Consider the following 25,353-nt stretch of genomic DNA (forward strand, 5'->3'; position numbering starts at 1 on the left):
TCGACGCGGGTGATGGAGGGCTCCGAGCACGGCTTCGCGACCACGCGCGTGGACGCGCTGCTGAACTGGGCGAAGAAGTACTCGCTGTTCCAGTACCCGTTCGTGACGGCCTGCTGCGGCATGGAGTACATGGCGATGGCGAGCCCGCGCTTCGACATGGCGCGGTTCGGCGCCGAGGTGCCGCGCTTCTCGCCGCGCCAGGCCGACCTGCTCTGGGTGGTGGGGACCATCAGCCAGCGCCAGGCACCCGCGCTCAAGCGCATCTACGAGCAGATGGCGGACCCGAAGTGGGTGCTCGCCTTCGGCACGTGCGCCTCGTGCGGCGGCTTCTACGACAACTACACGACCGTCGCCGGCATCGACAAGGTCATCCCCTGCGACGTCTACGTGCCCGGCTGTCCGCCGCGCCCCGAGGCGGTGCTCGACGGCCTCATGCTGCTCCAGGACAAGATCGCGCGCGGCGATCGCACGCCGGCGATCGTCAAGCCGCGCGAGGACCCGGCGCAGACGACGGAGCACCTCGTCACCCTCCAGCGCAAGGAGCGGAGCCTGCCATGAGCAAGAAGGTCCTAGAGCTCCTCACGGCGCAGTTCCCGGGCGCCGTGCTGGAGACGCACTCGCAGTTCGGCGACGACACGGCGGTGCTCGATCCCGCCGTGTGGCGCGACGCCGCCCTGTTCCTCCGCAACGACCCGCGGACCCTGATGAACATGTTCGTCGACCTGACCGCGGTCGACTACCTCTGGCGCGGCGACGTGCCCCGCTTCGAGGTGGTCTGCCACCTGCGGTCGCTCGAGCGCAACCACCGCATCCGGATCAAGGCCCGCGTCGGCGACGAGGAGGGCAACGGCGCCGAGATCGACTCGATCGTCCCGGTGTGGAAGGGCGCGAACTGGTTCGAGCGCGAGTGCTACGACCTGCTCGGCATCGTCTTCAAGGGGCACCCGGATCTCCGGCGCATCCTGATGTACCCGGAGTTCGAGGGGCACCCCCTGCGCAAGGACTACCCGGCCAACCGCATCCAGCCGCTCATCCCGTTCCGGGACGTGCCGAACACCGGCAAGCTGCCGCCGTTCGGCCCCGACGAGGGCATGAGCTTCGGCCGCCAGTCGCACGACTTCGCGCTGCGCGGCCCTGGGGCGTCGATCGACGGAGACGAGGCCGTGAGCAACGGCAAGCGCGCGGGCGCGCTGGAGGAGCGGAGCTGACCCATGGAACCCCTGGATCGCGAGCTGGACGAGGCCGAGCTCGACCTACCGAGCGAGCCGATGCTCCTCAACATGGGGCCGTCCCACCCGGCGATGCACGGCACGGTGCGCATCGTGCTCGAGCTGTCCGGTGAGACGATCAACAAGGCCGACGTGCAGATCGGCTACCTGCACCGCGGCTTCGAGAAGATGTGCGAACGCGGCACGTGGTCGCAGGTCTTCCCGTACGTCGACCGGCTCAACTACGTCTCGCCGATGCTCAACAACGTCGGCTTCGCGCTGGCGGTCGAGAAGATGCTCGGCGTCACGGTCCCCGAGCGCTGCCAGTACTACCGCGTGATCCTCGGCGAGCTGGCGCGCATCTGCGATCACATGATCTGCAGCGGCGCCATGAGCATGGAGCTCGGCGCGTTCACGCCGTTCCTCTACCTGTGCCGCGCGCGCGAGATCTTCTGGGAGATCTTCGAGGAGGAGACGGGGGCGCGCCTGACGCACAGCTTCGGCCGCGTCGGCGGCATGGCGCGGCCGCCCACGGCCGACTTCAAGGCGATGGTCCGCGTGGGCCTCGCGCGCGTGCTCGCCCTCGTGAACGACGCCGAGAAGCTCATCCTCAAGAACCGCATCTTCCTCGATCGCCTCGACGGCGTCGGGCAGATCTCTCAGGAGGACGCGCTCGCGCTCGGCTGGACCGGCGTCGTGCTCAGGGCGACCGGCGTGCCCTACGACGTGCGCCGGGCGAACCCGTACATGGTCTACGACCGCTTCGAGTTCGACGTGCCGGTCGGCACGCGGGGCGACAACTACGACCGGTTCATGTGCCGCCAGGAGGAGATCCGCCAGGCGGGGAGGATCATCGAGCAGGCGCTCGAGCAGATGCCCGACGAGGGGCCCATCAACATCGACGATCCGCGCATCGTGCTGCCGCCGAAGGAGGAGGTCTACACGACCATCGAGGCGACCATCCAGCACTTCAAGATCGTCATGGAGGGCATCAAGGTCCCCGCGGGCGAGTGCTACTCGTACACCGAGGCCGGCAACGGCGAGCTCGGCTTCTACCTGGTGTCCGACGGCAGCGGCACGCCGTACCGCGTGCGCATCCGTCCGCCGTGCTTCGCCACGACGCAGGGGCTCTCCCAGCTCATCACCGGGCTGATGATCCCCGACGTCGTGCCGACCTTCGGCTCCCTCAACATGATCGGCGGGGAGTGCGACCACTAGCGACGGCGCGAGGAGCGCTCCCGTCATCGACTTAGGAAAGCAAGGGCCCTCCGCGGCCCCGCCGGGAATCGAGAGCACGATGCCTACGATCAAGATCGACGGAAGGGAGATCCCCTTCGAGAGCGGTGACACGATCATCCGCGCGGCGCACCGCGCCGGGATCGACATCCCCCATTACTGCTGGCACCCGGGCCTCAGCGTCGCCGCCAACTGCCGGATGTGCCTGGTCGAGGTGCTGCCGCCGCCGGGGCGGCCGGCGATGAGCCTCGACATCCTCCGCTGGGACGCGGCGAAGCAGGACTACGTGCCGGCGGCGAAGCCGAAGCTCCAGCCGGCCTGCCAGATGGCCTGCGCGAACGGCATGGAGGTGCTGTCAGACAACAGCGACCACGTGTCCGAGGCGCGCTCGGCGGTGCAGGAGCTCCTCCTGCTGAACCACCCGGTCGACTGCCCGATCTGCGACCAGGCCGGCGAGTGCCGCCTCCAGGACTACTGGCTGGAGCACCAGCGCAAGGGCAAGCGGATGCGGCAGGAGCCCGTGCACAAGCCGAAGGCGGTCACGTTCGGCCCGACCATCGTGTACGACGCCGAGCGCTGCATCGTCTGCACGCGGTGCATCCGCGTCTGCAACGAGCTCGCCCGGGATCCGGTGCTCTCCGTCCGCGAGCGCGGCAACCTCGGGGAGATCACGGTCTCGCCGGGGCGCGAGCTCGACCACAACTACACGCTCATGACCGAGCACGTCTGCCCGGTCGGCGCGCTCACGTCGCGCGACTTCCGGTTCAAGGCGCGCGTCTGGTTCCTCCGCAGCGCCCGGACCGTCTGCCAGGGCTGCGCGACGGGCTGCAACGCCTACCTCGACTACGATCCGCGCAACAACACGCCGTACCGGCACCGCCCCCGCGAGAACATGGCGGTCAACACGTACTGGATGTGCGACGAGGGCATGCTCTCGTACCGGCACGCGGTCGAGGGGCGGCTGCTCACGGCGCTCGTCGGCAACGACGACGCGAGCGTCGACGACGCGCTCGCCGCGGCCAAGGAGCAGCTTGCCGGCCACGGCGACGACCCGGCGAAGGTCGCGATCGTCCTGTCGGCGCAGCACTCGAACGAGGACAACTTCGCGCTCTACCACCTCGCCACGACGTACCTCGGCGCGACCGACTTCTTCGTGTCGGGCAAGCCGCTCGGCCAGGGCGACGACATCCTCATCAGCGAGGACAAGAACCCGAACACCCGCGGCGCCGTGCAGATCGCGGCGGCGACCCCGCCGCGCCCGGTCGCGGAGCTGATCCAGGGGATCGCGTCCGGGCAGTACGCGTACGTGGTCGCCCTCGGGTCGGACCTCGAGGTCGACGCGGGCGAGGCGCAGCGAGCGTTCTCGCGGCTGAAGGGGGTGGTGACGATCGCCGCCCACGAGGGGCCGCTCGCGAAGGCCGCGCGCGTCGCGCTGCCGGCGTGCTCCTGGGCCGAGGCCGAGGGGACGTACGTGAACGGCAAGGGCCTGGCGCAGCGGAGCGAGCGGGCGCTGCTCCCGCACGGCGACGCGCGCCCGGCCTGGGAGCTCATCGGCCGGCTCGGGCGCGCGCTCGGGTACGAGACCGGGTGGAAGACCCTGGCCGAGCTCCGCCGCGCGATGCCGCCCGGCGCGGCGCTTGGTGGAGCAGCCGGGGCAGCCGCTCCCACCGCGGCGCCCTCTGCGCACGCCGCGCCGGCGCCCGCCGCCGACGGCGCGCGGGTCGAGCCGAAGAAGACGGAGGCCACGGCATGACCAGCGTCGAGCTCGTTCTTGCGATCGTCAAGATCCTCATCGTCGTCCTGTTCCTGCTGAACATGGCGGCGATCGCCACCTGGGCCGACCGGCGCCAGGGCGCGATGGTGCAGGACCGCGTCGGCCCGAACCGGGCGGTCGTCTACCTGCCGTCCCTGGTCGTGCGGGGCATCGTGTTCTTCCCGCCGGCGCTGCTCGCGGCGCTCTCCGTGTTCACGGCGACGCGCCCGGCGTCCGCGCCGGCCGCGGCCGAGACGATGGTGGCCGCCGCGCAGTTCGCGGTGGCCGTGGCCTGGCTCGGGCTGATCGTGTTCTGCGCGTCGGCCCGCAGCGGCGGCCCGATCAACCCGGCGGAAGAGGCGCTCGCCCGCGTCGAGCCCCGCAACATCTTCTACGGGGGCGTCATGGCCCACGTGGCGGTCTTCTTCCTGACGCAGGCGGTCCCGCTCTCGGCGGCGCCCATCGTCGCGCGGATCGCGTGTGTGCTGCTCGGCGCGCTGCTGCTCGTCACGGGCGCCTACGCGGCGCTGCGCGTGCCCGAGGGCAAGATCCCGCTGCGGCTGCTCGGCACGCTCCACGCCGCGGCCGACGCGATCAAGATGATCTGGAAGGAGGACTTCATCCCGAAGAACGCCGACCGGCTCCTCCACTCGCTCGCGCCGCTGCTCGCGATGTTCCCGGCGCTCGTGACGTTCGCGGTCATCCCGTTCGGCGACAAGCTCTGCTTCGAGGACAACGGCGACGGGGTCTTCGGCTTCGGGGACCTCCCGCTGCTCAAGCGGACGGTCGATCAGGCGTTCACGTGCAGCGGCCACGTCGTGAACCTCCAAGTCGCGGACCTCAACGTCGGCATCCTCTACATCTTCGCGATGGCGGGCACCGGCATCATCGGCGCCGCGCTCGCCGGCTGGGCGAGCGACAACAAGTTCTCGCTGCTCGGCGGCCTGCGCGCCGCGAGCCAGATGGTCAGCTACGAGGTCGCGATGGGCCTCAGCATCGTCGGGCTCTTCATCATCTACGGCAGCGTCCGGCTCGGCGACATGGTGCAGTGGCAGGCCGAGCACACGTGGGGGATCTTCGTCCAGCCGCTCGCGTTCATCCTGTTCCTCGCGGCCCTCGCGGCCGAGACGAAGCGCATCCCGTTCGATCAGCCCGAGGGCGAGAGCGAGATCGTCGCCGGTTACTTCGTCGAGTACTCCGGGATGAAGTTCGGCATGTTCATGACGGGCGAGTACGTGGAGCTCATCACGTCGAGCGCGCTCCTCGTCACGCTCTTCTTCGGCGGCTACCACCTGCCGTTCCTGGACCGCGACGGCATCAACATCGCCTTCGGCGACGCGACGCTCTTCCAGTACAAGATGACCCACTTCGCCGTGAGCCTGACCTACGTGCTGGCGTTCTTCGGCAAGACGATCCTCATGGCGTGGGTGCAGGTCTTCTTCCGCTGGACGCTGCCGCGCTTCCGTTACGACCAGGTGATGCGGCTCGGGTGGACGAAGCTCCTGCCGCTCACGATCGTCAACATGATGGTCACGGGCGTCGTCGTGCTGGCCGTCGACTCGGCGCCGGCGGGGCTCGTCGGCGGTCTCCAGGTCGCGGCGGACGTCACCCACGCGGTCGTCGCCCTGGGCGGGTTCGCGGCGGTCGTGGCGCTGATCGCCGGCCTGCTCGAGCCGGTCGAGCGCCAGCGCACCGTCAACTCCACCTCGTCCCGGTTCGCGGCCGCGGCGGGGGGCACCAAGGCGTCGCCGCAGCAGGCGTAGAGGAGGATCTCATGGCGAGAGCTACCCCCAGCACCACGTGGACGAAGCCGGCCGGCAGGCCGGTCGCCGGCAAGCCGATCCCGCGCCCGACCCGGAGCGCCGATGTCCAGGCCTACATCCCCGAGATGGTCAAGGGCCTGGGGATCACGATGAAGCACTTCTTCAAGAACACGAAGGAGATGGTGCTCGGCCAGAAGCCCGACCCGGTGCTGCACGCGCTCGAGCCGGGCGTCACGACGATCAGCTACCCCGAGGAGAAGCGCCCCTACCCGGAGCGCTTCCGGGGCATCCACCGGCTCACGCTGCGCGAGGACAACTCGCCCCGCTGCGTCGCGTGCCTCTGCTGCTCGACGGCGTGCCCGGCGCAGTGCATCGCGATCGAGCCGGCCGAGTACCCCGACGGCGATCGGCGGAAAGGCTACGAGCGGTACCCGAGCAGCTTCGTCATCGACGAGCTCCGCTGCGTCTTCTGCGGCTTCTGCGTCGAGGCGTGCCCCGTCGACGCCATCCGGATGGACACCGGCCTCCACGCGGTGCCCTACGACTCGCGCGAGCAGTTCATCTACCGGCGCGATCTCCTCATGAGCCTCTCCGATCGCTCGGGCTCGCGGCTGACCGCGAACAAGCGCCACGAGCCGGGCGACCCGACGCACCCTGGCCTGACGCGCGACCACGCGGATCACTGAGCCGCTCATCCCCCGGCAGGCCGCTGTCTGCCGGGCGGTGGAGCCGGCGCGCTCTCGACCCCCCTCTCTATCTTCCTTCTGCGCGGCGGAGCCGGCGCGCTCCGGCCTCCGCGAGCCCTTGCGCTGTTCCCGCCTGTCCCCGGGCGGCGTAGCCCGGGCATCTCGCCTCTCGTCCGGCCGAGGTTCTGCTAGAAGGCCGGGTCATGGCGACGACGTACGGCTCCTTCGAGGCGGTCATCGGGCTCGAGGTCCACGCGCAGCTCCTCACCCGGACCAAGGCGTTCTGCGGCTGCGCGACCAGCTTCGGCGACCCGCCGAACACGCACACGTGCCCGGTCTGCCTCGGCCTCCCGGGGGCGCTCCCGGTCCTGAACCGCGAGGCGGTCCGGATGGCGGTGAGCGCCGCGCTCGCGCTCGGCTGCGCCGTCCAGGAGAGCAGCGTCTTCGCGAGGAAGAACTACTTCTATCCGGACCTGCCGAAGGGCTTCCAGATCAGCCAGTTCGATCGGCCGCTCGCGCTGCGCGGCCAGCTCGAGATCGAGACCGAGGCGGGCAAGACGCGCGCGGGGATCACGCGCGTCCACATGGAGGAGGACGCCGGCAAGAACGTCCACGGCATCGGCGGCCTGTCGGTCGTCGATCTCAACCGCGCCGGCACGCCGCTCATCGAGATCGTCGGTGAGCCCGACCTCCGCTCGGGCGCGGAGGCGGCCGAGTACCTGAAGCGGCTGCGCGAGATCCTGATGTTCATCGGCGTGAACGACGGCAACCTCGAGCAGGGCAGCTTCCGCTGCGACGCCAACGTCTCCGTCCGCAAGGTCGGGGAGACGAAGCTCGGCACGCGGACGGAGCTCAAGAACATCAACTCGTTCCGCTTCGTCGCCGAGGCGATCGACCTCGAGATCCGGCGGCAGATCGCGCTCATCGAGCAGGGCGGCCGCGTCCGGCAGCAGACCCGCGGGTACAACGCCGAGAAGAAGGAGACGTACCTCCTCCGCGACAAGGAGAACGAGTCCGGCTATCGCTACTTCCCCGAGCCGGATCTGCCGCCGCTCGTCGTGGACGAGGCGTTCCTCGCCGACGTGCGCGGCGCGCTCCCGGAGCCGCCCGTCGACAAGCGGCGCCGCTTCACCGAGTCGCTCGGCCTCACCCCGTACGCGGCGTCGGTCCTGACAGGCCACCCGCAGATCGCGGCGTTCTTCGAGGAGGCCGCGCGCCTCCACGGCGACGCCGTGAAGGTCGCGAACTTCGTCCAGGGCGAGGTGCTGCGCGACACCCGGACGACGGGGCTCTCCGCGACGTTCCCGGTCGCCCCCGGCCAGGTGGCCGCGCTGCTCCGCCTCGTGGACGAGGGCGCGATCAGCGGCAAGCAGGCCAAGGAGGTGTACACGGAGATGGCCGGCACGGACCGGGCGCCCGGCGACATCGTCCGCGACAAGGGCATGGCCGTGATGAGCGACGCGGCCGCGATCGAGGCGGTCGCCGCGTCGGTCATCGCCGCCAACGAGAAGCAGGCGGCGGCGTACCGCGCCGGCAAGGCCGCGCTGTTCGGCTTCTTCGTCGGCCAGATCATGAAGAAGACGGGGGGCAGCGCGAACCCGGCCGTCGTGAACGACGTGCTGAAGCGGCTGCTCGACGGAGCTCCCGCCACGGGCGGGTGACGGGGCTTTCTCCGGCCGCAAGCGTGAAATAGGGTGCCGCCGGCAGGCGCTCTCGCCGCGCGAGCCGGGGCGCGCCCGGCGCCTCCGCCTCGCTGAAGCCCTGGTCCCACGATCGCCCCGAGCGGGCAGGACATCCGACGCATGGTCAGCGCTCGTCCCCTCGACGCCCTCCGCTTCCCTCTCCGCACGGCCGGCTTCGTCGGCCTCACCTTCGGCATGTACGGCCTGCTCGAGGTCGACACCGCGATCTCGCCCGCGGCCGACCGCGAAGTGGTCCTCCACACATGGATGCGCCGCTATGGGCGCGCGCTCCTGAAGCTCTACGGACTCGACGCGCGTGCGGGCGGCCTCGTCCGTGATGAGCTCGCGGCAGGGCGCGCCGCGGGCGCGGCCGATCCGGTGGGCGCCGGGTACTGCCCTGGGCGTGACGCCGCTGGGCTCGGCCGGCTGTTCGTGATGAACCACCGCTCCGCGCTCGACATCATGATCACGCTCGCCTTCTTCGAGGCCACGGTCGTGAGCCGGGCCGACCTCGCTGGATGGCCGGTCATCGGCATGGCGGCGCGCCGCGTCGGAACGCTCTTCGTGGACCGTTCCAGCAAGCGCAGCGGCTCTGCGGTCGTCCAGGCGATGTCCTCCGCGCTCAAGAGCGGCCGTGGTGTGATGGTCTACCCTGAAGGGACCACGTTCTCCGGAGATGAGGTGCGGCCGTTCCGCGCGGGCGGCTTCACCGCGGCATGCCGCGTCGGCGCGGAGATCGTCCCTGTGGGGCTCGTGTACGGCGGCGCCGAGTCCTCCTACGTCGACGAATCGTTCACGGCACACATGGCCCGGGTGAGCCGTGCGCGACGTATTCCGGTGGCGCTCGAGGTCGGGGCGCCCATCGCCACGGTAGGCCAGGACGTCGGCGAGGTGCGCGACCAATCGCACCGCGCCGTCCAGGCGCTCGTCCACCGCGCCCGCGCGCGGCTCGCCGCAGACGGTTAGGCGCCGCGCTCTCGCCTGCGCCGCTGGCTTCTGCGATCGGCCCTCGCTACGATGCGGGCCGCCGGCGACCCCATGGAGCGTGAAGGCAACCCTAGCGAGACCGCCATGGCATGGCAGGTCCTGAAGCCGCCCCGCGGAGGGGCGATCCATAATGAGCTGATGTTCCTGGCGGACGCGAGCGAGCAGCTCACCGGATCGCTTGACCCTCATACGATCCTAGAGCGGCTCGCGCGTCTGTCGGTGCCCTACCTGGCGGACTGGTGCACGGTCGATCTCATCGAGCGTGGCGCCGCGGACGCGATGGGCCTCGTCGGCTCCGTGCCGCCGCCGCCGCCGTCGTCGGACGGCGGTCCCACGTTCGTGGCCGGGCCGGACGGGATCGACCCGGCGCCCGTGGCGGGCATCTACGCGGCCCGGCGCCATCGCGCCGCCGCGGACTCCGACCCGGCGGGCTCCGATCGCGCGGGCCAGGCGGGCGCGACGCGGCGGCGGTTCTGCCGCGTCGCCGCGAAGCACGTGAACCCCGAGCGCGAGGGGCTCCTGCGCGCGATCTCGCCCGACGCCGAGGAGCGCCTCGGCATCGCCAAGGTGCTGCACAGCGGCGAGTCCGAGCTCTTGCACGAGCTCGATCGCGACAAGAGCGACGAGGCCGCCGAGCGCGCCGCCGCGCTGGAGCAGCTCGGCACGCGGTCGGCGATGGCGGTGCCGCTCATCGCGCGCGGCCGCAAGCTCGGCGTGCTGTCGTTCGGCGTCTCGGAGTCGAACCGCATCTACTCCGCGGATGATCTCGTGCTCGCGGCAGAGCTCGCGCACCGCGTGGCGCTGGCGCTCGACAACGCCTACCTCTACCGGAAGGCGGAGGAGGCGCGCCACGCCGCGGAGCGGAGCGCGGACCGGGCCGCGTGGCTCTTCGCCGTGACGGCCGCGCTGTCCGACGCGATCACGCCGCCCGCGGTGCTCCGCGTGCTCGCGAGCGACGTCGTCGCGGCCGCCGGGGCGATGACCGGCGTGGTGGCGCTGCGCGCCGGGCTCGGCGGCGAGCTCGAGACGGTGCGCTCGACGGGCTACCTCGAGGCGCAGATCGCGCGCTTCAAGAGCTTCGATCTCGGCGCGGAGCTGCCGCTCGCGCGCGCGGTCCGGGAGCGGCAGCCGATCTTCCTCGACTCGGAGGGGCGCTTCGGCGAGTTCGAGCCGGGCTTCGCGTCGTGCTGCATCGCGACGGGCGAGCGCGCGTACGCCGCGATCCCGCTCTTCCTCGAGGGGCGCGTGCTCGGCGCCGTGGGGTTCGGCTTCTCGGCGCCGCAGTCGTTCACCGAGGACGACCGGGCGTTCATGCTCGCGCTGGTCCAGCAGAGCGCGCAGGCGCTCGAGCGGGCGCGCCTCTCCGCGCTGCAGACGGAGGAGGCCATGCACCTCTCGCACGAGGTGCTGAAGCAGATGCCCGAGGCCATCCTCGTCACGGACGTCGAGGGCAACATCCGGTACTGGATGGGCGAGGCCGAGTCGATCTTCGGCTACCTGTCCGAGGAGATCGTCGGCAAGAGCATGGCGCTCCTCCACCGCGAGGACGTCCGCGAGGAGAGCACGGCCCGGATCCTCCAGCAGATCGAGGACGCGCGCACCTTCGTCGGCGAGGTCCCGTGCGTGCGGCGCGACGGCTCCGAGGTGCCGATCGAGATCACGGCGTACGCGGTCCACGACCAGGAGGGTCGCCCGCTGTTCCTCGTCGGCATCCACCGCGACATCACCGATCGCAAGCGGGCCGAGGAGGAGCGCGCCCGGCTGATCCGGGTGCAGGCGGCGCGGGCCGAGGCCGAGGAGGCGGCGCGGCGGTTCGCGTTCCTGGCCGAGCTCAGCACGGCGCTGGCCGCGTCGCTGGACTTCACGGCCACGCTCCAGTCGCTCGCGCGGCTCGTCCTGCCGGTGCTCGCCGATTTCTGCCTTGTCGACATCGACGACGGCCTCGGCCTGCGCCACGTCGCGGCCGCGCACGTGAGCCCGCTGAAGGAGCCGCTGCTCCGGTACTTCCACCCGAGCCGGGTCGACGGCGAGCCGGGCCCGGTGGCGCGCGTGCTGCGCACGGGCCGCTCGGAGCTCTACGCGGACGTCCGCGGGGACGTGCTGCTGCACGAGGCGATGACGAGCGAGGAGGCCACGGCCAACCGGACGCTCGCGCCGCTCTCGTACCTCGTGGTGGCGCTCCGGGCGCGCGGGCGGATCCTCGGCGCGATCTCGCTCGTGTCGTCGGAGTCGGGCCGGTTCTTCGAGCGGTCCGACGTCGCCTTCGCGGAGGAGGTGGCGCACCGGGCCGCGCTCGCGCTCGACAACGCGCGCCTGTACCGCGAGGTGCAGGACGCGAACCGGCTGAAGGACGAGTTCCTCGGGACGGTGTCGCACGAGCTGCGGACGCCGCTCAACGCGATCCTCGGCTGGGCGAGGATGATGCAGGCGGGCTCGCTCGATCGGGTCGCGGAGACGCGGGCGCTGTCGGCGGTCGAGCGCAACGCCGAGCACCAGGTGACGCTGATCGACGAGCTGCTCGACGCGTCGCAGGTCGTGACGGGCACGCTGAAGATCGAGCGGCTCGCGGTGGAGCTGACGCTGCCGGTGCAGACGGCGGTCGAGTCGATCCTCCCGTCGGCCGCGGGCAAGGGCGTGGCCATCGAGACGAGGCTCGATCCGGAGGGCGTGTTCGTCGAGGGCGACCCTGCGCGGCTGCAGCAGGTCGTGTGGCACCTGCTCTCGAACGCGGTGAAGTTCGCGCGCCCCGGGGGGCTGGTGCAGGTGCAGCTCTCGCAGGACGAGCGCTTCGCCGAGATCAAGGTGATCGACGACGGCGAGGGCATCTCGGCGGACTCGCTCCCGCACGTCTTCGAGCGCTTCCGGCAGGAGGACAACAGCGGCGCGCGCCGGCACGGGGGGCTCGGGCTGGGCCTGTCGATCGTGCGGCACATCGTCGGGCTGCACGGCGGCATGGTGCGCGTGACGAGCGCCGGCCCCGGGCGCGGGACGACGTGCACGGTGCAGCTGCCGCTCTCGACGGGCGCGACCGCGACGGCGCTCACGAACGCGGGCATCGCGCCGGACCCGCGCAACCCGTTCCCGCGGCTCACCGGGGTGCGGGTGCTCATCGCGGACGACGATCCCGACACGCTGGCGATGCTCTCGGCGGTGCTGCGGCGCTGCGGGGCCGAGGTCAGCACGGCGACGTCGAGCAACGAGGCGCTGAAGCTGCTGGAGACGTCGGAGCCGGCGCTGCTCGTGGTCGACATCGGGATGCCGGGGGAGGACGGCTACTCGCTGATCCGGCGGGTGCGGGATCTGCTGCCGCGCAAGGTGGGGCGCACGCCGGCGCTGGCGCTGACGCCGTACGCGCGGACCGAGGACCGGGTGCGGGCGCTCGCGGCCGGCTACCAGATGCACGTGCCCAAGCCGATCGAGCCGATCGAGCTGGCGGCGGCGGTGAAGTGCCTGGCGACCGGGCTGATGCCTTGGTCCCGGGAGGACTGACGGGGGATCCGGGGGGCACGCGCCGGGGTGGGGGTGTGCGCGGCAGCGCGCGGGGGGCGCTGGCCATCCGCCAAGACGGGGGCGGGGGAGCTTGCGCATGAAACACCACCCGGCATGTCTCACTTCGGGCCTTGCCCGCAGTCCCGCAAACGTCGGGTTGGACCGGGCCGGTTCGCGGCCGGGCGAGGCGGTCGCCAGGCCTACGGAGATCCTGCCCGAGAAGGCAAGAGAGGGCAGGCTCGGCGGGGCTCGCACACGTGGGGTATCCCGACGCCACGACATTTGGGCGCGGACGTGCTGAGACCGAGCGCGGCGCCGACGGAGGTCCACGGTGGGTATAGCGACCGAGGTACGCAAAGACCTGCTCGGGCCCAGCGAAGGGCGGCTTGGCATAGACCACAGCGCAGCAGAGGGCGCCGGACTTCGGCGCCTCCCTCCGCGAGGTGTACCGCAGGTACCGCGGGCGCCCCATTGCCTTGCTGCTCGACGAGAACCCGAGCCATACGGCACAGGCTCCGCGCGGCACTGTCAAAATATTGCTGCAAAACTAGTTAGTTCGCGGGTGCCTGGATCAGCCCGGTGCCGATCGCGTCGAGGTCGTTGTCGACGAGCGGGGCCCTCGTGGTGCTCTTGCGCAGCTCCGCCTCCACGGTGCCGGGAATGTTCAACATGCCCGCCTCTCGAAGCTTATGGACCCACAGCGCCGCGACGCCGGCGACGTGCGGCGTTGCCATGCTCGTGCCGCTCATCGTCGCCCAGCCGCCGTCGACCGCTGCCGACACGACGTCGACGCCGGGCGCGACAACGAGCGCGCGTCCGTTCGAGAAATCGGCGATCTTCCACTTGTCTCCGGTCGCGTCTGTCGGGCCGACCGCGCCGACGCCGAACAACTCCGATGCCGGGAGGCCGGCGCCGAGCACGACGCCGGCGGCGCGATCACTCTCGTTTCCGGTCGCCGCCACGAAGACGACATTCTTCGCCTGGGACTCGAGGAACCTGCGCAGCTTTGACACGCCCTTGATGATGTCGTTCTGCAGCTGCATCGCCGCATAGCTGGCGCGCCGCGCATCCATGCCCCGGTCGATGAGACGCTGGACGTTGCCTGGCAAGTCGTAGCCGAGCGACATCGAGACCACGTCGGCCTTCTGTTCGAAGACCGCCCACAGCATGCCCTTCAGCAGCATCTCGAGCGAGCCGCCGTTCGTGCCGAGGACTTTGCCGACAGCGATCTTCGTCACGCCGGGCGCCACGCCCACACGGATTCCATCCACGGAGGCGCCGCAGATCGTGCCGGCGCAGTGCGTGCCGTGGCCGTCATGATCGGACACGTCCTCGGGGGACGAACCCTCGCCAGTGAAGTCGCGCGAGGTGATGTCCTTGCCCGCGAACGCGGGGTGCGTCCTGTCGATGCCGGTGTCGAGCACCGCGACGCGGACGCCTTGCCCCGTGAAGTTCGTCGCGTGGGCGCCGACGGCGATCAGCCCCTGCGGCATCTTCAGCGCGCCACTCGTCTTCAGCGCGCCGTCGAGCGCGGTTGCCTGGAGGGAGGCTTGCGCCTTCGGCCGGACGAGGGAAAACACCGCGTCGGCGTCGAGCACAGCGGCGTTCTTCGGATCGGCGCGAAGTGATCCGGCGTCGTGCTCCCGTCCGCTCTCAATGGCAATAGAGAGTTGCGTCGCACCGCCGCGGCTGCGATGCCAGGCGGCAGGGCTCGAAAGATCGACCGATTTCTCGATGTTGGCGTTCGCGCGGAGGATCAGGTAGCGGGTGGACATAATTCCTCTGGGGCTTGATGTTGACAATGGCGGGCATCGCCACGCCTTGGGCGTGAGGGCACCCGAATGCGACAAACCGAGCTAGCCCTAGGCTAGGGACTCGGAGGAGAGATAAGACGGCGAAACGCTCACGTGTCTCCGCGAGCGGGTTCACGTCGGCATCCGCGCGGTGCGGCTCCCCTCGCGCCGTGGGGGAAGGGCCATTTGCGGCTCGCACCGCGGGGACGAGCCATTTGCGGCCCACGCGTCGGTCCCCCCTCGGTGCGTGAGCGCATGGGAACGCCGACGCGCACAATAGACCATGGGAGCTTCATCATCTGTAGCCACGACGATGCTTGTAAGCTGTCTACGTCAAGACCGGCGCTCAACGCCCGCGCTCGCACGCGCTCACCTTGTCGGCGATGAAATCGAAATTCTGGTCCACACGGGCATCCACGCCCGTCGTCCTGCAGCTCCGGTCGCCGAGCGAGGTGACGCCGACGAGCAGGGCACCGGCGAACGCGGGGCCCCCAGAATCGATGTTGCAGGTGTTGTGCTCCACGTCCCCGTAGGAGAACCAAGCCTCCTTGATCTCGCCGACCTCCATATCCGCTCTGCGGCGGACTCCGTGGGACCCGCGGTCCGACGGATCGAACAGGCCATAACCCACGAACGCCAGGCTGCTCCGCCTGTACGTCGACTCCGGGAGGACGCTGCTCGGGATGGCCATCGGGGCCACGCCCGGATGCTCGGACAGGCAAAGGATGCCCACATCGTTCGTGGCGTCCTCCACACGGAGCGGCCGGTCCGACGGGAATCGCTTGTTCGCCCACACGTCGCGCACGAGCTTTGGGCGGGTGTCGCTCGTGATCTTGCAGTCGAGCGAGAACGTGAACTGCTTCGCGTCGTCGGTGTCGAGACAGTGCGCGGCGGTGAGCACCGCATGCCGGCTGATCAACGTACCGGAGCAGTGCACCTGGCGATTCCGCAGGATGGCTCCGACAGCGGTCCACTCGCACTGCCGCTCACCACCGACGATCTTCGTGCTGATGTCGATGCCTCGCCTGCCTTGCGAGTGCCGGACCATCGCCGCCCTGGCCTCGATCAGGCCGAACGGTCTTTCCTTGATCTCGGAGAGCGGGACGAGCTCTAACGCATCGGCGCCCAGCGGATCGCGCTCGAGGTCGATGTCCTCGCCCTCCGGCGCCTGAGCGCGGAATGCCAGCGTTCGTCCCGATTTCTCGGTGTCCTGCAGGCGACCCTCCGCGGGAGCGCCCAGCTGCGCGGGCGCCTCGGGCGAGGCTCCGCGCGTCCCGCCCGCGGCGCCGCAACCGGCGAGACAGATGACGTGGAGCAATGTTGTCGCGCGATAGTGCACGATATCCTCCATCAATTAAAGTCGAAGAAGGGCACATAGTAACCGACGCTGAGGCCGACGCGGAGCGCGCCGCCTGGCCTGTCCCCGAGGAGCGTCTTCGAGGTCTGAGCGAAGAGCGTCGGCGCATAGCGGACGTCGAGCGCGAAGACCGCCGGCGTTTGATGACCGAGCGTGAGCCCAGCTTGGAACCCGGCGACCAGCATGGTGTCCCAGCGCGGCGTGTTGATCCCCTCGCTCGTGGAGTACGAGGCGAACTGGCCAATGTCGATAGGATAGGCCATCAGGTGCCACCCGAAGCTCTCGAACCAGCCCCCGTCTACAGCGACGCCGAGCGGGAGCGCGAGCTGCGGTGTCATGTATCGGGTGCTGCCGAGGTGGCCCTTCGCGTCGCGCACCGCCTCGACGCCGGTCGCTAGGAAAGAGGCGTTGACGCCGACGGATACGATGGTGTCCTTATCGCGCCCGCGCCTGTCCGTCATCTGATCGACGAGATCCTCGATGAGCTTCTTGCGCACGTCGTGCAGCTGCTTGTCGGGGGCGCCGCCGCCGCTGTAGGTGGCGGCGAACGCGCCGATCGTCGCGACGACGCGGATCATCACCTTGAACTGGTCCACATCGTCGCCGCTCTCGGTGCGCACGTTCGACACGAGAGCCGCGCCTTTCGAGAGCGCCGTCGGGAGATCCTCGTCCACGATCGCGAGCAAGAGGCGCTGTACGTCCTCGACGATCGCGCGCGCCCGTTCGTGCTGCTCGCGGGGCTTGTCGTGGAATTCCTTGTCCACGACGGCTTGGGCGAGCCAGCCGACGACCTCCAGCGTCAGGCGCCAGCGGTCGCGCGGGCTGACGCCGGCGCTCGCGGGGCTCACCGCGTCCAGGACAATCTGGGCCAAGGCTGCGGCCCGCGTGCGCAAACGGGCGAGCTCACTCGAGCGGGGTTTGAGGCTCTCGAGCTGCTCCTTATAATCTTTGCTTAAGAGCGTCTCGATATCCACGGACAGATCGCAGACGTCGGCGGTCTGCGCCAGGCAGCGCCGCGCCGCCTGAACCGCGATCTTGAACGTGAGCTCGTCCAGCTTGCCGAACGACCAGGTCATCTCGATCGCCTGATCGATGACCAGCTTGGGGTTGGGGAGCGTCGCCTGGATGTGGCCGCCATGAAAGTGGATCTCGAGCGACGTCGTGATCATCTCGACGAGCACCGCCAGTGTCGTGAGCGCCTCGGACCGGTTCCCCGCGGCGATGAGGAACTTGAACGGCGCCTCCGCGACAAAGGTGAGCAGATCCGAGACCAGCGCCGCCTGGAGCGCCTGGCTTTGCGTCGCGATATCGTTGAGCCGGACGGTGTCGAGCAGCGCGCAGGACTTCCGCAAGAGGATCTTCTTGGGCCGCGGAGCCTTGGGATCGATGAGCATGCCCTGCTCGTCGATGCGGCAAAGCGTGTCGTCGATGCGTTTGCGGATAATCTCGAAGCCCTTCGCCCGGGCTCGATCCACCGCGATCTCCGCCAGGATCTGCAGCAGCTCGGCGGCCATCTGCGCAGCCTGCTCGTCGATGCCGCCAGGCAGGGCGCTTCGCAGCGTCACGGTGTTTCGCTTGCTCTCCAGCAGCTTCGTGCGCTGCGGGCATACCCGGAGCGGTCCTGACAGCCCCACGCGGTCGGGATCGCAGTTTTCCTCGTTCTTCGGCGGAGGGGGAGGCGGAGGCGTCGGCTGCGCGAACATGTAGACCGTCGGCCCGACCTTCTGGCCGTCACAGGTTGCCGCCAGCGTCAACTCCACCGCTCCGTTGAGCGCGTCGACGCTGATGTGCGCCGGTTGGATCGCCGTCTCGGACGAGGCGGTCTTCAGCGTTGCTTTCACGTTTTTGCACACGGCCGGCACCTTGATCTGGAGCTCGACGGCTTGCGACAACGGCAACCCGGGCGCAGGCGCCAGCGCCCAGGTGTTCAACGTCGAGTCTCTCTTGAACTCGATGGTCTTTGCGTCGGCCGCCTGCGCCGTCGCGACGCCACCGGCAAGATGATCAGCGCTGGTCAGCGCAATGAACGCAGCGAGTGGGATTCGATACCTGGGTAGAGCGATCATCGTCAAGGCAACCTCCTTCGGGGAGCACGATCTCTCAAGCGAGCACGAGGCTGTTCCGTCCGAACGGCGCGGTGGCGAGCCTGCGCTGCTCCAGCCGCCGTCCGACGACTCGATTGCATTCTACAGCGCGGCTTTTGCATCCGACGCGAGCCGACGCGAGCCGACGCGAGCCGACGCGAGCCGACGCGAGCCGGGATGTGCTGTTTCAGCCCCCCGGCGAAGGCACCCCCTCCGGCGATGCCTTCTTCGGTCCAAGCAGGACCGTAGCCACGAACGTGTATGCAGCGAGCAGCAGCCCCCCCATGACGGGCGTGAACGCGGGGATGACCTGACGAATCACGCCCCCAGTCGCGAACACCCACACGACGAACGAGAACATGGACAGCGTGAGCTGCAATGGGCTTGTGACCTGCTCGATCCGCCACAGGTAAAGCGGCGTCCCCACCAGGAAAAGCGAGAAGAGCAGCCAGAAAACTGGCACGAGCGGCACCTGATCCGCTCCGGCCTGGAGGAGGCCGTCGATCACGAGGAACGTGCCGATGACCTCGCTCGGGATCAGCTTGACGAGCCGCTGCGTGAAGGTGTCCGTCGGAGGAGGCTCGCCGCCCGCCCGCTTGGCTGCCGAGCGAGCTCGCATAACGTCGTTGCGTACAATCTCACGTCCCATAAGACCCTCGTATCGCAGAGTGGCTTGTCCAGGCTCGGACGGCCGGTGATCACAGAATGGAGTACCGGCGGCGGCGCAGGGCCATGTCACCGGCGGGGGCAGGCTCCAGCGTATGCGTGGCGCCCGGGGGCAGCTCGGCACCCGCCGGTGCAATCATGGCATTATCCTCGAGAACACGTCTGTACAGGTCCGCGTCCGCGCGCGCATCCACCGGGGATCCGTCGACCGCGAGCGCTGCGATGTCGCCGGACCGGGCGAGCGTGATGTCGGCGGCGACGGGCGTCGGGGTATCCAGGGCGTCGCCGACCATCGCGGAGATGCGCGCGCCGCCGTCGCTCGCGTCCGCGATGGATTCGACGCGAAGGAGCCGCCGCCCGAACCTGCGTTCGAGCCGCAGATCGAGCGCGGGCCGCAGCGCCTCGGCGTCGCGGATCCCGAGGGCGCGCGCAAGGATGAGCGGGCCTGCGGACCACACGTCGAAATCGCCGTCAGGACCGAATCGGAGCGCGTGCATCCCGAGAGCGCGGCACGCGCCGACGTGCTCAGCGCTCTCGGTGACGAAGATGCACGCGTCAAGCCGAGGCGCCACGCCGAGGCGCTCCAGGGCGAGCTCGAAGACGGCGCGATGCGGCTTGCGCACGCCGGCCTGCGTCGACAGCGTGATCCGCTGCTCGGGAGGCTGAAAGTACGAGGCCAACCCGAGATGGCTCAGCATGTCGACGTATTCGTGGAAGAGTCGCTCGATCTCGACGGGCCCGGAGCCCAGGGCTGGCATCGTGAAATTGGAGACGAGCGCCACGGGGAGCCGTTGCCCAGAGCTCGTTCCAAAACCAGAGACCACATCGAGCGCTCTTGCGGCGTCCGGGAGCACGACTCCGCCGTACTCGAGGGTGCCCCCCAAATCCAGCAGGAGGACGCTTGGCGGGAGGATGGTGTGGATATCCATGGCGCGTGCTCCTAGACTCCAGAAGGTGGCTCGCCGCAGATCGCGAGCGTCGTTATCAGAGCTGGGCGGGTTGCGGGCGGCGCGGGATGCAATCGATGCGGCGCCGATACAAGGTCACCGTGCCCTGCTCATCGACGAGCTCGTGGGTCTTGAACGACGAACGATCGAAGACCGTGAGGGCAGGATCTGCGAAGCCCTTTGGATCGAGACGGCCGCGCCGCAGGAGGTCCTCGAAGAACGCCCGCGCCGCGTCCTCGGGCGAGGCGACTGCGACGTCGCCGACCGACTTCGAAGCCCCAGCGACGCTGAAGCGCCGCTGCGCGGACGGCGCCTGCACGCGGATCGTGGGCACCTTGAGGCCGTAGCCCGACACGTCGAGATCGTGGGGCACAGGCTGCCCGCCCAGCCCAGCGGCCACGCCGACCGGCGCGTGAGCCGTCGCGACGGTCACGGCGCCCGGGATGGAGAGCAGGCCGTGGCGGACGAGCCCGACCTTGATCGCTTCGGCATACCCTTGGTCCTTCTTCATCGCCGCGCGGAGCAGGTGTGCGCCCACCTGGCTCATGTAGCTGGGAACGATCGGCGAGCTCCGGACGGCTTCGACGAGCAGGGACGCCATGTCCCGGCTCACCTCCAGGAGGTCCTCTTCCTTCTGTCCCGGCCGGCTGGCGAACATCCCGGCGAGCGCGTCGAGGAACGCGGCCGTAAAGACGCGCGAGAACGAGTGCGGCTCCGACGTGAGCATCGTGGCAGGACCGGACGTCGGCAGCTCGTCCGCGGACTGGTAAAAGAACGAATTGGCGGCGTTGCGGAGACAGTCGTGCTCGACGGCGCTGGCGCTGAACTGTCGAATGGCCCAGCCGAGCTGCTCAGCCAGGCGCGAGAGGCGTGAAGATCGATTGAGGTGACCTTCGGTCTCCGCGAGCACCGCCGCGCGCATCGAGGGGAGCTGCAAGTTGACGAGGATCGCGCTCATGTCGCCGAACGACTCGTGGAACGCGTCAACCTCGATGGACATGGCATTCCAGAGCCCGGCCCCAATGCTGTCGAGCACCGCGTGACCGTACTCGTGGCTGACGATGTCCGGGCTCTCGCCGGAGAACACGGTCGAGCCGAGCACCGTTCCGTGAAAGAAGGTGAGCGCCTGCCGATCGTAAAAGGCATTCAGATCGATCCCAGCATCGAGGATGACGTCGAGGGTGGGACCGACGCTCGGATTCCACGTCGCGTTCTGAGGGAGGATGGCTCCCCAGAAGTCGGAGCAGCGACGGAGCGCAGCGGCGGCTCCCCAGAAACGAAATCCGGGCGTGCCCTCCGGGAAACGATCCCGTGCAGGCGCAGGGTTCATGACGATCTTCGTGGGCAGCGGCTGATCCTCGATCAGGGGGAAGGGGACGCTCACGAGCACGCCGCGCGTATCGGGGGCGCCGGGATCGTCTTCCCACGTCGAGCACAATGCAGCATTCGAGTTAGGGTCCGATTGAGAGACATCGTTGGGTCCGGGCATGGCAAGCCTCACGGTCGAGGGCATTTCGTCTCGTCCTGCCGGACTTCCGTCGTCGTGGCAGGCGCCTTATCGCCATGGCAACCCGTGTGCCAACGCGAGCGGAGCCGATCAAGCAACCACGCTCGTGGGACTGCGCTCCAACCGAGCTCGCGCGCCGTGAAGACATCATCGATGGGCGCAAATTCGATTCGTCGGGCGACACGCCGAGCCATTTCGATATGTCGGCCGACGCCAGAGCGGTGGTCGCCGCGGATCTGCCGGCCGGCAGATCGCCCGGCATGCCGCCGACAGATCGGGCGATCTGCCGGCCGACAGATCGCCCGGCATGCCGCCGACAGATCGGGCGATCTGCCGGCTGACAGATCGCCCGGCATGCCGGCCGACAGATCGGCGCCCGCGGGTAGAGAAGAAGCGCCGGGCTGCCGGCGCGACACCGGCGTTTTCACCGTTTGTGAAGCCTTGATGGCCGGAATGTTCTCGCTCGCGCGCGCTCCGACGGGGCCGACGGGCGCGTGGGTCGCGGCGAACGGCGGCGCCCAGGGTGCATTGGACGCGGGGAACGGGCGACGGTTTCGTCACAACCCTCGCGCGCGCGAGAGAAGAATGGCACGCCTGGATTTCAGTTGGATGAATTTGTTTTGAGCATGACACACGTTGGTGGGACGCGGTAGCATGGCGCCCCGTGGCAACGGCTGAATTAGGAGACGCCCCCCTCCCCACCGCCATTGGACCGTATCGGATCCGCGGGATCCTGGGGCGCGGTGGGATGGGGGTGGTCTACCACGGCGAGCACGAGCAGACGGGCGCGGCAGCCGCGGTCAAGACGGTCTTCGTGCCCGTCGAGACGTCGCTGGGCAGCATCCGGCGGGAGATCCACGCGCTGACGCGCGTCCGGCACCCGGGCATCGTGAGGATCCTGGGCCAGGGCGTCGCGGGCGGGCTGCCGTGGTACGCGATGGAGCTGCTCCAAGGTCGAACGCTTCAGGACCACATCGTCGAGCTCTGGGAGGGGGTGGAGAGCCAGCGCGCGCCGACGGTGGATTCGGAGCGGACCATTCCGCGAAGCGCGGGGACGCTCTCGGACGGAGGGACGGTGACGTGGAAGCGAAGGGGGACGCCGCCGCTGCTGACGATGCTCTCCTTGATGCGGAAGCTCTGCCGGCCGCTGTCGTTCCTTCACGGCAGCGGGCTCGTGCACCGCGATCTGAAGCCCGCGAACGTGTTCGTTCGCGCGGACAGCACGCCGGTGCTGGTGGACTTCGGCATCTCCACCCACTTCGGCGGCGCGCGCGGGCGCGAGACGCTGGAGCAGGCCGAGTTCGCCGGCACCCCCCGGTACATGGCGCCCGAGCAGATCCTCGGCGAGCCCGTAGACGCGCGGGCAGATCTCTATGCGCTCGGGTGCATTCTCTACCAATGCATCACCGGCGGCCCGCCCTTCCAGGGCGCTCAGCCGGTCCTCTTGTTCCAGCAGCACCTCTATCAACCGCCCCGGCCGCCCTCGCTCCTCGTCGACGGCATCCCCGCGCAGCTCGAGGAGCTCTTGCTGCGGCTCCTCGAGAAGAAGCCGCAGGATCGGTTGGGGCACGCCGACGACCTCGCCGCGATGCTCGGTGAGCTCGGGGCCGAGGACTGGACCGCACCGGACCTGCCCAAGGCCGAGCTCTACATCTATCGGCCCACGTTTTCCGGGCGCAACGAAGCCCTGCGGCGCATCGAGGGGGTGCTCGCGAGCGCCTTCAAGGGCGACGGATCCTGCCTATTCCTTGGCGGCGAGAGCGGAATCGGCAAGACCCGCCTCGCCATGGAGGCCGCCGCGCTCGCGAGCAAGCGGGGGTTTGGGGTGATCATGAGCGAGTGCGTCGCTGAGTCCGGTGGCGATGGCGCGCTCGGCGGCGCGCCGCTGCACCCCTTCCGCCCTTCGATGCTCGCCATCGCGGACCGCTGCCGCGAGCACGGCGACGTGGAGTGCGCGTCGTTGCTCGGGGACGGCGCGAAGGTGCTCGCGCTCTACGAGCCTTCGATCCTGGACATCCCCTGGGTGGCGCGGCTACCGGACCCGCCGCCGCTCCCGCCGGAGCAGGCGCGCCAGCGCGTGTTCGACACGCTGGCGCGCGCGATCTATGCGCTCGCCGAGCGCCGGTGCCTGCTCATCGTCATCGACGACCTCCAATGGGCCGACGAGCTGTCGCTCGCGTTTCTGGAGCATCTCGCCAGCAAGGGTTTGGCCGATCGAAAGCTGCTGATCCTGGGGACTTACCGGCTGGAGGAGATCTCGGCCGACCTGGCGCCGATCGTGCGCGCGCCCTGGGCGCAGCACCTCGAGCTCGGCCGTCTGAGCGACGCGAGCGTAGGAGAGATGGTCTCGGGCATGCTCGCGCTGGCCGATCCGCCGCGCGATCTGGTGGAGCTCGTCGCCGGCAGCGCCGAAGGGAACCCGTTCTTCGTGGCCGAGTACCTGCGGGCGGCGATCGGCGAACGGCTGGTGACGCGCGATCGGACAGGGCGGTGGCGGGTGCACGAGCGTGCCGAGGGGGATCACGGGCCGCCCGCGTCGTTGCCGCTGCCCACGGTGCTCGCGGACCTCATCGATCGCAGGCTGTCGGCGCTCGGGGGGCCGGCGCGGAGGCTGGCGGAGTGGGCGTCGGTGCTGGGGCGGGAGTTCGATGGCGAGCTGCTCGCGGCGGCGTCGGGGCTGGAGGACACGGCGCTGCTCGATGCGCTGGAGACGCTGCGGGTGCGGCAGGTGATCGAGGAGCACTCGCCCGGGCGGCTGCGCTTCGTGCACGACAAGATCCGGGAGATCGGGTACGAGCGCATCCTGGAGGAGCAGCGCCGCGCGCTGCACGGCCGAGCCGCGGCCGCGATCGAGGCGCGGTCGCCCGGCGCGCCGGAGCTCCACGCACAGCTCGCGCACCACTTCGCGAGGGCCGAGGTGCACGACAGGGCGAGCGTCCACTTCGCGTGCGCCGGCGATCGGGCCCGCGAGGTGCATGCGAACGGCGAGGCGATCGCGTCCTACCGGAGCGCCCTCACGGAGGCGCAGGCGGCGCGCGCCTTGGGGGCCGCAGGCGCGGGGGTGCCGCTCGATCCCGAAGAGCGCGTGCATGAGGGCCTCGGCGACGTGCTCGCGATCACGGGCCGCCAGGAGGAGGCGCGGGCGGGGTACACCCAGGCGCTCGCGCGGACGCCAGAGGGAGACGGCCTCGCGCGCGCGCGGCTGCACCGCAAGATCGGCAAGACCTGGGAGACGCACCACCGCCACGAGGAGGCGCTGCGGTGCTACGCGCTCGCCGAGGCGGCGCTCGGGGCGGCGCCGCCGGAGGGCGGCGGCGAGGCCGCGGACGCGTGGTGGCACGCGTGGGTGCACGTGCAGATGGATCGGACGTGGGTCCACTACTGGCTGGCGCAGGTCGACGCGCTCGCCGCGCTGGTCGAGCAGGTGCGCCCGCACGTGGAGCGGCGCGGCACGCCGCGGCAGCGCATGCAGTTCTTCCAGGCGGTCATGCACATGGATCTGCGGCGCGATCGCTACGTCGCCTCAGACGAGACCGCGCGCTACGCGCGCGCGTCCATGGCGGCCAGCGAGGAGACGGGCGACCCGAACGAGATCGCCGGGGCGCGCTTCGCGCTCGGCTTCACGCTGCTCTTCCACGGCGATCTCTCGGAGGCGGAGGCGGAGCTCGACGCGGCGCTGCGCGACGCCGAGCGGTTGGGCGACGTGACCCTGCAATCGCGATGCCTCGCCTACCTGATGATGACGCACCGAAGGCGCCGCGCGATCGCCCGGACCCGCGCGCTGGCCGTGCAGACCCTGTCGGTCGCGACCGAGGGCAAGATGATCGATTATGTCGGCGCGGCGCGCGCGAACTTCGGCTGGGTGGTGTTCTGCGAGGGCGATCGGGCGAGCGCAGAGTCGCGCCTGCAGACGGCGCTCGAGACGTGGCGATCCCTCGCCTACGACTACCCGTTCCAGTGGATGGCGCTCCTGCCCCTCATCGCGATCGCGACCGCCGACGGCAGGATCGACGATGCCGTGGCCCACGCACGCGCGGCGCTCGATCCGAAGCAACAGCGCCTCCCCGACGCGGTCGCGCTTCCCCTCCAGGAGGCGGTCGCTGCGGCCCGGGAGGACGATGCGCGGGCGCACCTCGAACGATCGTGCTCGGTCGCTCGCGGGCTCGCTTATTGCTAAGCGCCGGCACGGTACGCC

General features: G+C 69.9%; 16 protein-coding genes and 1 pseudogene. 10 read left to right on the top strand and 7 right to left on the bottom strand.

Annotated features, from left to right (window positions below):
• Positions 1 to 12 precede the first annotated feature (12 nt).
• The 9 genes from WMF34_RS02845 (at position 13) to WMF34_RS02885 (ending at position 12,804) form a co-directional block, all read left to right on the top strand.
• Entirely contained in the window at positions 13 to 558 is a 546-nt protein-coding gene (locus WMF34_RS02845; RefSeq protein WP_044967712.1) for an NADH-quinone oxidoreductase subunit NuoB, read from the top strand.
• Positions 555 to 1,208: an NADH-quinone oxidoreductase subunit C gene (locus WMF34_RS02850; protein WP_012233159.1), complete on the top strand. Its 654-nt coding sequence runs from the start codon at positions 555 to 557 to the stop codon at positions 1,206 to 1,208. The genes WMF34_RS02845 and WMF34_RS02850 overlap by 4 nt, the downstream gene beginning before the upstream one ends.
• A 3-nt stretch (positions 1,209 to 1,211) precedes the next feature.
• The gene (locus tag WMF34_RS02855; protein ID WP_012233160.1) at positions 1,212 to 2,426 is read left to right on the top strand and encodes an NADH-quinone oxidoreductase subunit D; all 1,215 of its coding nucleotides are present in this window, start codon (positions 1,212 to 1,214) and stop codon (positions 2,424 to 2,426) included.
• A 79-nt stretch (positions 2,427 to 2,505) separates the two neighbouring features.
• The gene (locus tag WMF34_RS02860) at positions 2,506 to 4,197 is read left to right on the top strand and encodes a 2Fe-2S iron-sulfur cluster-binding protein (RefSeq protein WP_012233161.1); all 1,692 of its coding nucleotides are present in this window, start codon (positions 2,506 to 2,508) and stop codon (positions 4,195 to 4,197) included.
• Positions 4,194 to 5,960 (top strand): complex I subunit 1/NuoH family protein, encoded by a 1,767-nt coding sequence (locus WMF34_RS02865; RefSeq protein WP_012233162.1) that lies wholly within the window; start codon positions 4,194 to 4,196, stop codon positions 5,958 to 5,960. Before WMF34_RS02860 ends, WMF34_RS02865 begins: the two co-directional genes overlap by 4 nt.
• Positions 5,961 to 5,971: 11 nt before the next feature.
• Positions 5,972 to 6,646 (top strand): NuoI/complex I 23 kDa subunit family protein, encoded by a 675-nt coding sequence (locus tag WMF34_RS02870; RefSeq protein ID WP_012233163.1) that lies wholly within the window; start codon positions 5,972 to 5,974, stop codon positions 6,644 to 6,646.
• Between the two features lie 203 nt (positions 6,647 to 6,849).
• Positions 6,850 to 8,307 (top strand): Asp-tRNA(Asn)/Glu-tRNA(Gln) amidotransferase subunit GatB, encoded by a 1,458-nt coding sequence (gene gatB / locus WMF34_RS02875; RefSeq protein WP_437992341.1) that lies wholly within the window; start codon positions 6,850 to 6,852, stop codon positions 8,305 to 8,307.
• Positions 8,308 to 8,448: 141 nt separating this feature from the next.
• Entirely contained in the window at positions 8,449 to 9,294 is an 846-nt protein-coding gene (locus tag WMF34_RS02880) for a lysophospholipid acyltransferase family protein (RefSeq protein ID WP_012233165.1), read from the top strand.
• A 105-nt stretch (positions 9,295 to 9,399) separates the two neighbouring features.
• Entirely contained in the window at positions 9,400 to 12,804 is a 3,405-nt protein-coding gene (locus WMF34_RS02885; protein WP_437992342.1) for a GAF domain-containing protein, read from the top strand.
• A gap of 298 nt (positions 12,805 to 13,102) precedes the next feature.
• Here WMF34_RS02885 and WMF34_RS02890 read toward each other — a convergent pair.
• The 7 genes and pseudogenes from WMF34_RS02890 to WMF34_RS02920 form a co-directional block, all read right to left on the bottom strand.
• Positions 13,103 to 13,204, bottom strand: a pseudogene (locus WMF34_RS02890) (transposase); the annotation flags it as partial.
• 151 nt (positions 13,205 to 13,355) lie between these two features.
• Positions 13,356 to 14,579 (bottom strand): S8 family peptidase, encoded by a 1,224-nt coding sequence (locus WMF34_RS02895; RefSeq protein ID WP_437992343.1) that lies wholly within the window; start codon positions 14,577 to 14,579, stop codon positions 13,356 to 13,358.
• Between the two features lie 364 nt (positions 14,580 to 14,943).
• The gene (locus tag WMF34_RS02900; protein ID WP_012233168.1) at positions 14,944 to 15,936 is read right to left on the bottom strand and encodes a S1 family peptidase; all 993 of its coding nucleotides are present in this window, start codon (positions 15,934 to 15,936) and stop codon (positions 14,944 to 14,946) included.
• An 11-nt stretch (positions 15,937 to 15,947) separates the two neighbouring features.
• The gene (locus WMF34_RS02905) at positions 15,948 to 18,026 is read right to left on the bottom strand and encodes a hypothetical protein (RefSeq protein ID WP_437992344.1); all 2,079 of its coding nucleotides are present in this window, start codon (positions 18,024 to 18,026) and stop codon (positions 15,948 to 15,950) included.
• A 199-nt stretch (positions 18,027 to 18,225) separates the two neighbouring features.
• Entirely contained in the window at positions 18,226 to 18,687 is a 462-nt protein-coding gene (locus tag WMF34_RS02910) for a hypothetical protein (RefSeq protein WP_012233170.1), read from the bottom strand.
• A gap of 49 nt (positions 18,688 to 18,736) precedes the next feature.
• The gene (locus WMF34_RS02915) at positions 18,737 to 19,633 is read right to left on the bottom strand and encodes an HAD family hydrolase (RefSeq protein ID WP_437992345.1); all 897 of its coding nucleotides are present in this window, start codon (positions 19,631 to 19,633) and stop codon (positions 18,737 to 18,739) included.
• Between the two features lie 55 nt (positions 19,634 to 19,688).
• A complete protein-coding gene (locus WMF34_RS02920) occupies positions 19,689 to 21,035 on the bottom strand; it encodes a hypothetical protein (protein WP_437992346.1) in 1,347 nt (448 codons plus the stop codon).
• Between the two features lie 787 nt (positions 21,036 to 21,822).
• On the opposite strand from WMF34_RS02920, the gene WMF34_RS02925 reads away from it, so the two are divergent.
• Entirely contained in the window at positions 21,823 to 25,335 is a 3,513-nt protein-coding gene (locus WMF34_RS02925; RefSeq protein WP_044963817.1) for a serine/threonine-protein kinase, read from the top strand.
• The last annotated feature ends 18 nt before the right edge of the window (positions 25,336 to 25,353 follow it).

Source organism: Sorangium sp. So ce145 (assembly GCF_051525985.1).
Lineage (GTDB): Bacteria > Myxococcota_A > Polyangia > Polyangiales > Polyangiaceae > Sorangium > Sorangium cellulosum_B.

Coding starts and splice junctions, on each gene's coding strand:
- WMF34_RS02845 (WP_044967712.1), top strand. CDS start 13: ATGGAGGGCTCCGAGCACGGCTTCGCGACCACGCGCGTGGACGCGCTG.
- WMF34_RS02850 (WP_012233159.1), top strand. CDS start 555: ATGAGCAAGAAGGTCCTAGAGCTCCTCACGGCGCAGTTCCCGGGCGCC.
- WMF34_RS02855 (WP_012233160.1), top strand. CDS start 1,212: ATGGAACCCCTGGATCGCGAGCTGGACGAGGCCGAGCTCGACCTACCG.
- WMF34_RS02860 (WP_012233161.1), top strand. CDS start 2,506: ATGCCTACGATCAAGATCGACGGAAGGGAGATCCCCTTCGAGAGCGGT.
- WMF34_RS02865 (WP_012233162.1), top strand. CDS start 4,194: ATGACCAGCGTCGAGCTCGTTCTTGCGATCGTCAAGATCCTCATCGTC.
- WMF34_RS02870 (WP_012233163.1), top strand. CDS start 5,972: ATGGCGAGAGCTACCCCCAGCACCACGTGGACGAAGCCGGCCGGCAGG.
- gatB (WP_437992341.1), top strand. CDS start 6,850: ATGGCGACGACGTACGGCTCCTTCGAGGCGGTCATCGGGCTCGAGGTC.
- WMF34_RS02880 (WP_012233165.1), top strand. CDS start 8,449: ATGGTCAGCGCTCGTCCCCTCGACGCCCTCCGCTTCCCTCTCCGCACG.
- WMF34_RS02885 (WP_437992342.1), top strand. CDS start 9,400: ATGGCATGGCAGGTCCTGAAGCCGCCCCGCGGAGGGGCGATCCATAAT.
- WMF34_RS02895 (WP_437992343.1), bottom strand. CDS start 14,579: ATGTCCACCCGCTACCTGATCCTCCGCGCGAACGCCAACATCGAGAAA.
- WMF34_RS02910 (WP_012233170.1), bottom strand. CDS start 18,687: ATGGGACGTGAGATTGTACGCAACGACGTTATGCGAGCTCGCTCGGCA.
- WMF34_RS02915 (WP_437992345.1), bottom strand. CDS start 19,633: ATGGATATCCACACCATCCTCCCGCCAAGCGTCCTCCTGCTGGATTTG.